12 protein-coding genes are annotated in these 13,152 nt (G+C 71.4%); 5 read left to right on the top strand and 7 right to left on the bottom strand.

Features of this window, described 5'->3' with window-relative positions:
- From H0H10_RS21290 to H0H10_RS21280, 3 genes are read right to left on the bottom strand one after another with little or no spacing between them, the layout of a single operon-like run.
- A complete protein-coding gene (locus H0H10_RS21290) occupies positions 1-972 on the bottom strand; it encodes a sugar kinase (protein ID WP_188182944.1) in 972 nt (323 codons plus the stop codon).
- The gene (locus tag H0H10_RS21285; RefSeq protein WP_188182619.1) at positions 972-1,751 is read right to left on the bottom strand and encodes a fumarylacetoacetate hydrolase family protein; all 780 of its coding nucleotides are present in this window, start codon (positions 1,749-1,751) and stop codon (positions 972-974) included. Before H0H10_RS21285 ends, H0H10_RS21290 begins: the two co-directional genes overlap by 1 nt.
- Before the next feature lie 8 nt (positions 1,752-1,759).
- A complete protein-coding gene (locus H0H10_RS21280; protein WP_223180193.1) occupies positions 1,760-3,088 on the bottom strand; it encodes an MFS transporter in 1,329 nt (442 codons plus the stop codon).
- A gap of 193 nt (positions 3,089-3,281) precedes the next feature.
- On the opposite strand from H0H10_RS21280, the gene H0H10_RS21275 reads away from it, so the two are divergent.
- The 3 genes from H0H10_RS21275 (at position 3,282) to H0H10_RS21260 (ending at position 6,259) form a co-directional block, all read left to right on the top strand.
- Complete coding sequence (locus tag H0H10_RS21275) at positions 3,282-4,055, top strand: IclR family transcriptional regulator (RefSeq protein WP_188182617.1); 774 nt, start codon at positions 3,282-3,284, stop codon at positions 4,053-4,055.
- 186 nt (positions 4,056-4,241) lie between these two features.
- Positions 4,242-5,642 carry an IclR family transcriptional regulator domain-containing protein gene (locus H0H10_RS40125; protein ID WP_223180192.1) on the top strand — a complete coding sequence of 467 codons (1,401 nt, stop codon included), beginning with the start codon at positions 4,242-4,244 and terminating at the stop codon, positions 5,640-5,642.
- Between the two features lie 266 nt (positions 5,643-5,908).
- A complete protein-coding gene (locus H0H10_RS21260; protein WP_188182616.1) occupies positions 5,909-6,259 on the top strand; it encodes a DoxX family protein in 351 nt (116 codons plus the stop codon).
- Positions 6,260-6,354: 95 nt separating this feature from the next.
- Here H0H10_RS21260 and H0H10_RS21255 read toward each other — a convergent pair whose 3' ends face one another.
- On the bottom strand, positions 6,355-6,858 hold the full coding sequence (locus tag H0H10_RS21255; RefSeq protein ID WP_188182615.1) for a MarR family winged helix-turn-helix transcriptional regulator: 504 nt from the start codon (positions 6,856-6,858) through the stop codon (positions 6,355-6,357).
- Positions 6,859-7,006: 148 nt separating this feature from the next.
- Complete coding sequence (locus H0H10_RS21250) at positions 7,007-8,071, bottom strand: alkene reductase (RefSeq protein WP_188182614.1); 1,065 nt, start codon at positions 8,069-8,071, stop codon at positions 7,007-7,009.
- A 101-nt stretch (positions 8,072-8,172) separates the two neighbouring features.
- Between H0H10_RS21250 and H0H10_RS21245 the strand changes: the two genes are divergently transcribed.
- Positions 8,173-9,066 (top strand): GNAT family N-acetyltransferase, encoded by an 894-nt coding sequence (locus H0H10_RS21245; RefSeq protein WP_188182613.1) that lies wholly within the window; start codon positions 8,173-8,175, stop codon positions 9,064-9,066.
- Positions 9,067-9,089: 23 nt separating this feature from the next.
- Here the strand turns inward: H0H10_RS21245 and H0H10_RS21240 are convergent, their stop codons facing one another.
- Positions 9,090-10,724: an amidohydrolase gene (locus tag H0H10_RS21240; protein WP_188182612.1), complete on the bottom strand. Its 1,635-nt coding sequence runs from the start codon at positions 10,722-10,724 to the stop codon at positions 9,090-9,092.
- Positions 10,725-10,781: 57 nt separating this feature from the next.
- Positions 10,782-12,329, bottom strand: a complete 1,548-nt coding sequence (locus H0H10_RS21235) for an APC family permease (protein WP_188182611.1) — start codon at positions 12,327-12,329, stop codon at positions 10,782-10,784.
- 164 nt (positions 12,330-12,493) lie between these two features.
- Between H0H10_RS21235 and H0H10_RS21230 the strand changes: the two genes are divergently transcribed.
- Positions 12,494-13,150: a TetR/AcrR family transcriptional regulator gene (locus H0H10_RS21230; RefSeq protein WP_188182610.1), complete on the top strand. Its 657-nt coding sequence runs from the start codon at positions 12,494-12,496 to the stop codon at positions 13,148-13,150.
- Positions 13,151-13,152 lie beyond the last annotated feature (2 nt).

Here is a 13,152-nt window from a genome sequence, read left to right as displayed (position 1 = left end):
TCAGGCGGCGGCATGGGCCGCGAGGAACTCCTCCAGTTCTGCGCGGGTGGGCAGCCCGTCGCTGTCGCCACGCCGTGTGGTGGCGAGGGCGCCGACGGCCGCGGCCCGGCGCACCGCCTCCGGTGCGTCGAGCCCGTCGAGATGGGCGCTGATGAGCCCGGCGGCGAAGCCGTCGCCGGCGCCGACGGGGTCGACGGACCGTACGGTGAAGAGGGGCTGGACCCAGCAGCCGTCGTCCTGGAACAGCCGGGCCGCGCCGTTCCCGCCGTCCTTGACGACGACGCGGCGGGCTCCGGCCGTCAGATAGCGGCGCGCGATGCCCTCGGCGTCGTCCCGGCCGGTGAGCAGCCTGCCCTCGCCGAGCCCCGGCAGCACCCAGTCCGCCCGGGCAGCGAGGTCGCCGACGATCCGTACCATCTCGTCGCGGTCCGCCCACAACGCGGGGCGCAGGTTGGGATCGAAGGAGATCGTGAGCCCCGCGGCACGGGCGGTCTCCATCGCCTCGTAGGTGAACTCCCGCGCCGTCGGCGACAGGGCCGGCGGAATGCCGGTGACGTGGAGATGCCGGGCTCCGGTCAGCCGGGCGGTGGCGGCGGGGGAGGACGTCAGGCGGCTGCCGGCGGAGTGGCGGCGGAAGTAGACCACCTCGGGGTCGCCCACGTCGGCGCGGCCTTTGAGCTGGAAACCGGTCGGGGCGTGAGCGTCGACGTCGATCGCGCCGGTGTCGATTCCCTCGGCGCGCAGTGCGGAGACGACGTGGGCGCCCAGCGGATCGTCGCCCACCCGGCCCGCCCAGGCCGTGGCGTGGCCGAGGCGGCTCAGCCCGATCGCGACGTTGACCTCCGCTCCGGCGAGTGCCCGGGTGTAGCGGTCGACCTGGGAGAGGGGGCCGTTGTCCTCCGCGCGGAACATCACCATCGCCTCTCCGAAGGTGACCGCGTCCAGGCGGGGCGGCAGGTGGGCGGGGGGCATCAGGGACACGGGGTCTCTCCTGTGTGGGGCGGGTGGTTGCTGTGGATCACCGGGTTGGCGAGGGAACCGATCTCCGTGACCGTCGCCTCGACCCGTCCGCCCGGACGCAGCGGTCCGTACTCGCCCGGGGCGCCGGTCAGGACGACGTCCCCCGCGCCGAGCGGCAGATGGGCGGCGAGGTGGCAGAGGATCTCGGTGACACCGCGGGCCAGGTGCGCGGTGGAGGCGGGGCGCAGCGGCCGGCCGTCGATGCTCAGGCCCACCTGGACGTCGTCCGGGTCGAGAGCGGTCTCCACCCAGGGCCCGAGGGGCGTGAAGCCGTACTGGCCCTTGGCGGTGGTCCACAGCGGATCGGTGCGCTGCAGATCGCGGGCCGTGACATCGTTGGCGACGGTGTAGCCGAGGACGGCTTCGTGCACGGTCTCCGCGGAGTGCCCGGCGAGCGGCGCGCGCAGGACGACGGCCAACTCGGCCTCCGCGTCGACGTGTTCGGACGTGGTCGGCAGCGGGATCGGCTCACCCGGCCCGACGACCGAGCGGGCCGGCTTCAGGAAGGCCTGAGGCGGCAGCCGCCGGTCGTCGGGGCCGGTGTTGTGTGCCATGCCGACGACCGTCCTGGGGACGACCGGGGCGAGCAGCCGTACGTCGGCCAGGGCGATGCGGCGTCCCAGGCGGACGGTGTGCGTGGTGGCGAACGGGTCGGCGATCAGTACGGCGTCCGTGCCGTCGAGCACGGCGTAGTCCACCCCGTCGGCATGGGCGACACGAGCGATGCGCATGGAGTTGCTCAGGCCTTTCCCGGTTCCGGCAGGGCGTCCGTCTCGGCCTTCGCCGGAGCGGGGCGAACGGCGAGGGTCAGTGCGGCGGCGCCCGCCAGGCACGCGGCCATGGTCAGGAACGAGGCTGCGGTGGAGCCGGTGACGTCGTTGAGCATGCCGATCAGGTAGCTGCCCGCGAAGCCGCCCAGCGCGCCGAAGGAGTTGATGAGCGCGATCGCGGCGCCGCTGACGTTGCTGGGCAGGAACTCCGGGATCGACGCGAAGAACGGGCCGTACGGTGCGTACATGGCGGCGCCCGCGACGCACAGCAGCGGGAACGAGAGCCAGAAGTCGTCGCCCAGCAGGTAGGAGCCGTAGAAGGAGAGGGCGCCGGTCAGCAGCCACGGCCACACGAACACGGCGCGGCGCCCGGCGCGGTCGGAGGCACGGCTGTTGAGAAGCATCGCGACGCAGGCGAAGAGGTAGGGCGCGGCGGAGATGAGACCGGTGGTTCCGATGCCCTCGTCGCTGCCCTTGGCGACGATCGACGGCAGCCAGAAGACGAAGCCGTACACGCCGAGGCTCCACAGCAGGTACTGCGCCGACAGCAGTACGACGTTGGCCGAGCGCAGCGCCCTGCCGTAGCCGGTGACGGGGCGCAGGCCGCGCTGCTCCGCCTCGAGTGCGTCCTCCAGGCCTGCCCGCTCGGTCTCGGTGAGCCAGGCGGCGTCGGCCGGCCGGTCGTCGACGAAGCGGTGGAAGACCCAGGCCCACACGATGGCGGGGAGGCCCTGGGCGATGAACATGCCGCGCCAGCCGACCCACTCGACGAGGTAGCCGGAGACGACGGTGAGCCACAGAACGGTGGCCGGATTGCCGAGGATCAGCCAGGTGTTGGCCCGGCCGCGTTCCCGTGCGGTGAACCAGTGGGTGATGTAGATGACCATCGCCGGCAGGACCGCGGCCTCCGAGACACCGAGGACGAACCGCACCGCCATCAGCACGTGCACGTTCGGGATCAGGCCCTGAGCGGTGGCCAGCACACCCCAGACGACCAGACAGCGCACGATGAGCCGCTTGACGCTGCGCCGCTGGGCGTAGAGGGCTCCGGGGATCTGGAAGAGGATGTAGCCGAGGAAGAACAGCGAACCGAGCAGGGCCGAGACCGAGCCGGTGATGTGCAGGTCGTCGGCCATGCCGCCGGCGGTGGCGACGGAGAAGTTGGAGCGTTCCAGGTACGCGAAGCTGTAGGTGACGAAGACGATCGGCATCAGCCGCGTCCAGCGTCGGGGACTGAGCGCGTCGGCGGGCGGAGCGGAAGCGGTCGGGGTCGGGACCGCGGTGGATCGGGGCGACATCGGGGCCTCTTTCTTCCGGGGCGTCATTGCCGTCGGTGGGTGCCACAGGGGAGCGCGGATTTTGCCGCGATGTGGCAAGTGATGCCGTAATTCGGGAAGAGTCTGAGGTCGCGCTGACGGCCGTGTCAATGATCGATTTCAAAATGCGGCAACTCTTGCCGCGATGCGGCAAGAGTTGTGAGAAGGTGGTCCCATGTCAGCCTCAACTCCGGCCTCCGACATGGTCGGCAAGGCCCTCGCCGTCCTGACACTGCTCGGCGAGCACCCCTCGGGTGTCACCCTGTCCGAGCTGGCCCGCGTCTCGGGCTATCCCACCAGCACCTGCTACCGGCTGCTGAAGTCGCTGGGCCGCGACCACTTCGTCGAGTTCGACGGACGTACGAAGCACTACACGCTCGGACTGCGGGTGTACCAGCTCGGGCAGCGGGTCTCGCAGGCACATGGATTCACCGGCGTGGCCCTGCCCGTGATGCGCCGGCTCGCCGAACTGTCCCGCGAGGCCGTGCTGATGTCGGTGCTCGACGGGGACAAGCAGCTCTACATCCACTATGTGCAGGGGCCGCAGCAGGTCAGCGTCCGCGGCGAGCCCGGCAAGCACGGGCCGGTCCACTGCACGGCGATGGGGAAGGCGCTGATCGCCTTCGCCCCGCGCGAGGTGCGCGAGGAACTCCTGGAGACCCTGGTACTGGAGCCGCTCGGTCCCCACACCATCACCGACCGAGCGCGTTTCCGGGCCGAGATCGAGAAGGTCCGAGCCGATCGGTACGCCGTGGCCGACGAGGAGCACGAACCCGGCATCCGCGCGCTCGGCGTGCCCGTCCTGGGCCCCGACGGCACGGCCCGCGCCGCCCTGTCCATCGCGGCCCCTGCCTACCGCACCCCGCTGCCCGACCTCGTCCGTCTCCACCCCGCCCTCACGAGCGCGGCGCAGGAACTGTCGTACGCGCTGCCCACCGGGACATACTGACGCGTCGTCTCGGGCGGACGGTGTGACGGTAGTCAGTCCTCGGCTCCGGCGGGGCCGCCAACGCGGCTGCATGGGCCATGCATCCGTTTGAACCTCGTCAGGTACTGTCGGCGTACCGTCGTGTGCGAGCACGGCACGACAGTGAACGGGAGGTCAGCAGGCGAAGTGGCCAGGAGGGCGGCAGCGATGAACGAGGATGACCCGCAGGGGCAGCCCCCACTCCTCGTGCTGGGCGAGATCCGCGCCATTCTGGAGTGCTTCGCCCCGCAGGGGCCGGAACTGACGCTGCCTGAGATCAGGCGGGCGACCGGGCTGCCGTCCAGTACCTGCCGGCGCCTGGTGGAGGACCTCGCGCGCGAGGGTTTCCTCGACCGCACCGGGGACGCCTATCGCATCGGACTCGCCCTGGTACGCATGGCCGCACCCGGGCTGTACGAACTCGATCCGGTCCGGCGGATCCAGCCCTTCCTGGACGAACTGCGAGACAGCACGGGAGAGACGGCCTGCCTGTACGTGCGGGACGGTCTGTACTGCAGTGTCGTGGGGCTCGCCGAGACCCGGCATGTCGTCAGGCGCGCCGTCGCCCTCGGCACGGTGGATCCCCTGCACGAGGGCTCGGCGGGCAGGGTGTTCCTCGCCCACGACGAGGACGCCTGGCGCGACGTCCTGGAGCAGGGCCCTGGTCCGGTCACCGGGCACACCGTCCCCGACGTGGAGCAGTTGGCCGAGCAGCGGGCCGCCGTCCGCCGACGCGGTCACGCCGTGTCCTTCGAAGAAGGCGACGTCGGGTCTGTCTCCGTGAGCGCGCCCGTTTTCGGCGTGCACGGACGACTCGTGGCCGTCCTGGGCATCGTGGCACCGGTGCAGCGGCTGACACCCGCGGACGTGCCGGGGACGGCCGCCCTCGTCGTGGCCTCCGCCGCCGGCGCGTCGCGCGCGATCGGCTGCCCTCCCGCTCTTCTCCTCGGAGAACCCACCGGGGCAGAGAGTGAAGCGGCGGAGGCCGCCCGGAACCGGGTCGGCAAGAAGGACGCCGGCACGGCGCATGACACCAGGCAGCCCGGCGAACAGATCTGCGCCATGGGGGACGCGCCGTCCGGCGCGACCTGGGGCAGGGTCAGCCACGCCCTTTTCCGTGCCGGCCGGCTGCATCGCGTGCACGCGGGCACCCTGCTGCGCAGGGTGGGGCTCTACCCGGGCCAGGAGATCCTGCTCATGCTGCTGTGGGACGAGGACCATCGCGCACAGGCGGACCTCATCCGCGCGCTCGCCCTGGACGCCTCCACGGTGACCAAGATGCTCCAGCGCCTGGAGCAGGCCGGATTCATCACCCGTTCCCCCTCGCCGACCGACCGGCGCGCGTCGGTCGTCTCCCTCACGGACGCCGGGCAGGCCCTGCGGGACCAGGTCGCGGACCTTTGGCACGAGCTCGAACAGGATGCCACCACGTTGCTGAGCGAGGAGGAGACGACGGCGGTGACCGGCATCCTCGGCAAGATCGAGGAAGGACTGCAGCAGCGGCTGCCCGGCGACCGCGACACGGATGGGCCGCCCGCGAGGGCAGAGGGCTCGCCCAGGGTGGGGTAGTCGTGTAGCCGCCGCCATGGTCTCCCGACCAGGACTGCGAGGAAGCCGACGGTCCGTAGTTGGTCGGCAAAGCGTGAGCACCACTGAAGCACGTAACGGTGTCCCGTCATTCTGTACGCCCTCATACGGCCCGCATGGCAGGCGCAGCCGACTCCAGTGCGATCTCGGATATAGTCTGCCACGCAGATTATTTGCCGGGCAGATAGTTGGCTGGCCAGCTACTGGCCGCCGCAGGTCTCCCGGCCCGTCCGTCCCACGGAGAACCCATGTCTATTGCCTATGTCGTCCTCGCCGTCCTGTTGTCGCTGATGTTGGTCGTCTCAGGACGGGGCAAACTCGTCAAGGATCCGAAGGTCATGGCGGTCCTGGAGGCTGTGGGAGTGGCGTCCGGACTGGTGCCGGTGCTGGCCGTTCTGGAGTTCGCCGGCGCGCTCGGTCTGCTCGTCGGGATCGGCTACCGGCCGCTCGGCGTCGCGGCGGCCGTGGGTGTGGTGCTGTACTTCCTGGGCGCTGTGATCGCCCACCTTCGAGTCAAGGACGTCAAGGGGGTGCCCGGCTCCGGCGTCCTGCTCGTGGTCTCGGCGGCCGAACTGGCGCTGGCCGCCGCCACCATGTGACCGGCGAAGCGTCCGGCTTCAGTTGCTGCCGTGGACGCTGGAACGGGCCACCGGTTCGGTGGCCCGTTCCGCTGCCGCCTGCCGCGAGTGCAGGGTCAGATGTGGTCCATCGCTTCGCAGGGGTCGACCCCCGGGTGCGCGCGGTGGATCTGTGATGACAGGCGCCCGGCCAGTGCCGACAGGGCCGCGCCCTCCCGGGGGGACAGCCCCGACAGCAGATCGGTCTCCGCAGCGGCCACTCGCTCCTCGTACCTGGCCAGCGTCTCGGTGCCCGGACCCGTGGCCACGATCTTGCGCGCCCTGCGGTCCACCGGGTCGGGGACGCGCTCGACCAGTCCGGCGTCGACGAGGGTGTCGATCAAGTAGGTCAGAACCGTCCGGTCGATCGCCAGGTGAGTGCCGATCGCCTGCTGGTTGGGCGGATCCAGGTGAACGACGGTCGACAGGATCTGGTAACCGCGTACCCCGGCCGGCATCCCGTCCATCGCGCTCTCGAACCTGGCCTGGAACCCCCGGAGAATGATCGCCAGGTGCCGGATGAGATCCCCGGGAGGGGCAGCGGCGCCCTTCTCGGGGGGTGTGAGCGCGTTCGTGACCATGAGTTCACTTTACTGTGCACGTGACGACCCCTTCACCGATCGCGACTCCCCGCGGCGCAGGTACGTCGACCGGGCTTCTTCACGGCGCAGCGGTGAGCCGCGTAGGGCACAGGGGCCCCCGCTGCGGCGCGGAGGCCCCTGGCATGGGTCACAGCGTGGGGTAGTCGGTGTATCCCTCGGCGCCGCCGCCGTAGAACGTCGACTGATCGGGCGCGTTGAAGGGACCGCCCGCCCGGAGCCGGGCCGGGAGGTCGGGGTTGGCGAGGAACAGCTGCCCGTAGGCGATCACGTCGGTCGTGCCGTCCTCGACGAGCGCCAGCGACTCCGGGCCGGTCGGGCCGTCGGTCGCCGGGCTGAGGATGAACACCCCGCTGAACCGCTTGCGCAGCACCGTGGTCACCTCCCGGGCCTCCGGGGTGACCTCCACCGCGTGCAGATAGGCCAGACCAAGCGGGTCCAGCGCGTCGACGAGCGCGGTGTACGTGGGCTCCGGCTCCGGCTCCTCGATGCTGTTGAACGGGTTGCCCGGCGACAGCCGCAGGGCGGTGCGCTCGGGACCGATGGCCTCGGCGACGGCCTTGACGGCCTCAACGGCGAACCGGATGCGGCCGGCCACCGAACCGCCCCACCCGTCGCTGCGCCGGTTGCTGTTGGGAGCGAGGAACTGGTGGATCAGGTAGCCGTTGGCGCCGTGGAGTTCGACACCGTCGAACCCGGCCTCGACGGCGTTGCGAGCGGCGGCGGCGAAGTCCGCGATGGTGGCCTGGATCTCCTCGTCGGTGAGCTCGCGGGGAGTGACGAAGTCCTTGGGGCCTTCGGGGGTGTAGACCTGGCCGGTGGCGGCCACAGCCGAGGGCGCCACGTTGACCAGTCCTTCGGGCAGCAGGTCGGGGTGACCGATGCGGCCGGTGTGCATCAGCTGGGCGAAGATCCGTCCCCCGGCCGCGTGTACGGCGTCGGTGACGGCGCGCCAGGCCGCGATCTGCTCGGCCGTGTGCAGCCCCGGCGTATTGGGGTAGCCCTGACCGATCACTGAGGGCTGGATGCCCTCGGTGACGATCAGGCCGGCGGAGGCGCGCTGGGTGTAGTACTCGGCGGTGAGGGCGGTGGGCAGGCCGTCGGCGGTGGCGCGGCTGCGGGTCATGGGGGCCATGGCGATGCGGTTGGCAAGGCGGAGGCCGGAGAGGTCTATCGGGTCGAAAGCGGTGGTCATGGGGTCTCCATGGGTCATATTCATTGGTCGACCAAGCCCTTTGGGACCTGGCTCAGATGGGAGCGTACACAATCATTGGTCGACCAAGTATTGTTGTAAGCATGCGCCCGGACGACTGGCACCTCACCGAAGACCTCGACGACTTCCTCGCCCGGACCCGGGACTTCCTGCACTCGCGCCCGGTCCTGCACACCCTCCCGCTGACGGTGACCGAGACACTGCGGACGCGCGGGGCGCACGCGTACGGCGCCGAAGCCCCCGTCTTCGGCCGGCTTGAACGAGCCGGCGAGGTCCACGCCGCCTTCTTCCGGACCCCGCCCCGGCGCCTGAACCTCACACCTCTCGCCCCCGAGCATGCCGACACCCTCGCCGCCCGCCTGGCCGGCCTCGGGCACCTTCTTCCCGGTGTCGGCGCGGACCACGAGACGGCCACCGCTTTCGCCGAGGCATGGCAGCGGCACACCGGCGCAACGCCGACCCTGGTCGAACGGAAACGCCTGTACCGCCTCGGCACACTCACCCCACCGGAGCCGCTCCCGGCAGGCCGGGGCCGAATCGCGGGCGAACAGGACCGTGAGCAACTCGAGCTCTGGCACCGCGAGTTCGCCGCCGCCGTCGGAGAAGCCCCCTCCGTGGACGCCGGTTCCTGGGCCGACACACGCATCGCCCACGGACGCGTCACGCTCTGGGAGACACCGGACGGCACTCCCGTCTCCATGGCGGGCGTGACCCCGATGGTCGCCGGCCAGATCCGCGTGACCCCCGTCTACACCCCGGCCCACCGCCGCGGCCGCGGCTACGCGGGCGCCGCGACGGCCGAGGTGAGCCGGGCCGCGCTGGCCGCGGGCGCGACGGAGGTCGTGCTGTTCACGGACGTGGCCAACCCCACCAGCAACGGCCTGTACCGGCGAATCGGCTACCTCCCGGTCGCCGGCTTCGCCGTGTACGACTTCGGCACGATGCCCGGATCGCCGACCGCTCCGGCCCAGCGGTGACCGGCACCCCGGTCCCGCCTGTCTCAGGCCCGGTGCACGACCGTCCCGCCGGTCATGGTCAGAGTGACGGGTGCCGTGCCCAGTTCATCGGCGGGCGCGGTGACGGGGTCGACGGCGAACGCCGTGAGGTCGGCCCGGTATCCCGGCGCTATCCGACCCGCCACGTCCTGTTCGCCGACCGCGAGGGCGGAGTGCGAGGTGTATCCCTCAAGGGCCATCAGGCCGGTGAGGGCCTGCGCGGCCGTGACCGGTTCGACATCCGGTCGCCCGGGCAGCCGGCGCAGGCGGGCGGTGGCGAGCACTTCGCGCGGGTCGTAGTGCGCGATCGGCCAGTCCGAGCCGAGGACCAGGATCGCGCCCGCGTCCCGCAAGTCACGGCAGCGCCAGGCACGGGCGGCACGCTCCTCACCGACCCGCGCCGACCACTCGTCGGAGTGGTCGGCGCGGGTGTACGCGATATGGGTGGGCTGCATGGACGCGGCCACGCCGAGCCGGGCGAAGCGCGGCACCTGACTGCTCGGCACGGTCTCGATGTGCTCGATCCGGTGCAGGGCCCGCTGCCCGGGGTCGTCGAGGAGTTCCACGGTGTCGAGGACGTGCCGTACGGCCGCGTCCCCGATGGCGTGGGTGGCCGTGCGCACTCCGGCGCGGGCGAGATGGTGGACGGCCCGGGTGTAGGCGGCGGGGTCCGGCCAGAACGCCTCGGTGCCCTGCCCGTGGCAGTCGGGGTGCTCCAACCAGGCCGTGCCGCCCTCGACGGTCCCGTCCATGAAGAACTTCACGCCGCCGACCCGCCACCGCCGTCCGCGTGAGCGCTGCAGTTCGACGAGGTGGTCGAGGCCGTCCTCGTCCGTGCCCGGCATGCACCAGGGGGCGATCCGCAGCCGTACCGGCAGCTCACCGTCCTCCTCGAGAGCGGCCAGGAGGCCGAGTACGTCGGGTTCCTGAAGGTCCATGACATGAGCACCGGTGAGCCCGGTCGCGGCCATGTCGTGCAGCAGGTTGAGGAGCCGTTCCCGGCGCACGGCCACGGTCTCACCCGGCAGGACGGGGTCCATCAGGCTCATGGCGTCGAACTCGACGAGATGTCCGGTGGGCCGCCCGTCCGGGCCGCAGACGACCTGAGCGCGCTGCTCGAAGCGGCGCGGCCCGTCGATGCCCGCGGCGGCCAGTGCCGGGCCGCTTGCCAGGGCGGAATGGCCGTCGTAGAGCCGGAGGAAGGCGGGCACACCGGCGAGGGCCGCGTCGATCAGGTCGTGGTGGACGGGCCGGCCGCCGAAGGTGTTGTGGTCCAGTCCGTGACCGAGGACCCAGTCGCCCGGTCCGGCCGCGCGCGCCGCGGCGGCCAGTGCGGCCCGTAGCGCGTCCAGGTCCCGGCAGTCGGAGAGGTCGAGTCCCGTGGCCATCCTGACACCCAGGCAGGGGTGGCTGTGGCCGTCGACCAGGCCGGGCGTGAGGGTGGACCCGGCCAGGTCGACGATCTCCGTGTCCGCGCCCCGCCAGTCCCGTACGTCCGTCTCGTCGCCGACGGCGACGATGCGGCCGTCCTTGACCGCGACCGCGCCGGCCGACGGACGGGCGGGGTCGAGGGTGCGGACCCGGGCTCCGGTCAGGATGGTGTCGGCGACGGAGGAAAGGGGCTGGGCGGGTTGTGACACGGGTGTGATTCCTTGCGTGGGTGCGGGATGGTGTGTGGTGTCGTGCGGGTGGACCGGTCAGCGTGCGGCCTCGTCCGCGTTGTCAGTGTTGTCAGCGTCGTGCGCGTCGTCAGGTTCGTCCGGCTCGTCCGCGAAGTGGGCGTACACCTCGGGCCGGTTGCGGCGGACGCGCAGCGCGATGAGGACGCCGAGGACGAAGGCGGCGGGGACCAGCAGCACCAGTACGACGTTGGTCGCGAAGGGCGCCCCGGTCATCAGGCCGATCTTGCTGACGACCAGCCACATCGCGCCGGCCATCAGCACGGTCGCGGCCAGCGGCGCGATCAGCGTGCGCCAGCGGCCCTCTTCGTGCCGGATGCGCCGGAAGTAGCAGAGCACGGCGACGGCGGTGACCGCCTGCAGGGCCATCAGGCCGAGTCCGCCCGGGGTGTTCATCCACAGCAGGAGCTGCTGGTACGGGTCGGCGCCGGCCAGGGCGAAGCCCGTGACGAAGCACAGCGCGAGGATGCTCTGCGCGATGCCCGCCACGTACGGCGAACGGTGCCTGGGGTGGACCTTGCCCAGGGCCTTGGGCAGGACGCCCTCCTGGGCGAGCGAGAGCCCGTACCGGTTGATCGCGTTGTGGAAGGCCAGCTGCGAGGCGATGATGCTGGTGACGATGAAGATGTGCATGAGGTCGGCAGCCCAGCCGCCGACGTACTGCGTGGTCGCGGTGAAGAACAGGCCCATGGGGTCGGTGGTGACGGCTTTCATGATCTGCGAGCTGCCGAAGGCCTGGATGACGATCCAGACGCAGAAGGCGTAGAAGAGGCCGAGGAAGCCGACGGCGATGTAGGTGGCCCGGGGGATGGTGCGGCCGGGGTCGCGTGCCTCGCGGCGGTAGATGGCGGTGGACTCGAAGCCGGTGAAGGCGGCGAACGCGAAGGCGAGTACCGCGCCGGTCCCGGGGACCAGGACGCTGTCCGGTGTGAAGGAGTCCAGGGCGAGGCCCTCGCCGCCGCCGTCGAGGAGCACTCCGCCCGCGAGCAGCACCAGGATGCCGGTCTCCGCGAGCAGCAGGACGCCGAGGACCTTCGCGCCGAACTCGATGCTGCGGTAACCGAGGAACCAGATCACGAAGACGCCGGCGATCGCGATCGCCGGCCAGGGCACATGGATGCCCCACAGGGCCTCGAGCGCGTCCTGGGTGCCGGTGGCGAGCAGCCCGTACACACCGATCTGCATGCCGTTGTACGCGAGGAGGGCGACCGTGGCGGCGCCGAATCCGGCCGGGCGGCCGAGACCGCGGGTGATGAAGGCGTAGAAGCCGCCGCTGTGGCGGACATGCCGGGTCATCGCGGTGAAGCCGACGGCGAAGAGGGTGAGCGCGGCCCCGGCGAGCAGATAGCCGACCGGGGCGCCGACGCCGCCGACACCGATGGCCAAAGGAGCCACACCCGCCATGACGGTCAGTGGTGCGGCGGCGGAGACGACGAAGAACGCGATGTCGGCGACGCCGAGACTGGCCCGGCGCAGCCCGGGGGACTCGTCGTTCCCGGCCGCGCCCGGGTGCTGCGGCGCGGCACCTCCGGATGCTCCCTGGCGGGGTGCGGACTCTACGGCCATGACGCTCGGCCCTTCTTCGACGGAGGAGAGGGATGGGCGGCGGCCGGGAGCTTCCGGGGGTGGGGACGCCGACGAGGCCGCAGCGAAACCTAAACCGTTTCGGTTTAGGCAATGTAGACGGCCGCCGTACGATTCGGGAAGACCCGACGTCAGGAGAATGGACCATGGGGCGGCCGCGGAAGGCTCTGCTCGACCGGAGGCGTATCGGTCGTACGGCACTCGAACTCGTCGACGAGACGGGCGACTTCACCGTCCCCGAGGTCGCGCGCAGGCTCGGAGTGCAGACCGCCTCGGTGTATCACCATGTGGACGGCCGGGCCGGAGTGATCGAGCTGCTGAGGGAGCAGGTCGTCGACGAACTCGACGCCGGCACGCTCGACGAACGCCCCTGGGACGTCGCCCTGGAGGCGTGGGCCCGCTCCTACCGGGCGGCCTTCGCGGCGCACCCCCGGTCGATCTCCATGCTGATGACCTCGCCGGTGCGGGCGCCGCGGGTGATCGACCAGTACGAACGGGTGGCGGGCCTGCTGCTGGACGCGGGATTCGCCCCCGAGGCGGTCATGCCGATCATCACCGGCCTGGACAACATCGTGCTCGGCTCGGCCCTGGACATGTCGGCCCCCGAGGTGATGTGGGTGGTCGGGGGAGAGGCGGAGGCCCCGCGCCTCGCCGCAGCCCAGGCCGCCACGGGACCGGCCCGAGCAGACCAGGCCTTCGATCTGACGCTCGCGGGATTCCTGGACCACTGCCGCGGTCTTCTCGTGCGCGACCGTACCGCCGCCGCCACCGACGGGCGGGAAGCAGGCGGGCCGAGAAGCTGACC

The sequence above is a fragment of the Streptomyces griseicoloratus genome (assembly GCF_014534645.1).
GTDB classification, from domain to species: domain Bacteria; phylum Actinomycetota; class Actinomycetes; order Streptomycetales; family Streptomycetaceae; genus Streptomyces; species Streptomyces griseicoloratus.
The sequence above is the reverse complement of the archived record's forward strand: the minus strand, read 5'-3'. Positions and strand labels throughout refer to the sequence as shown.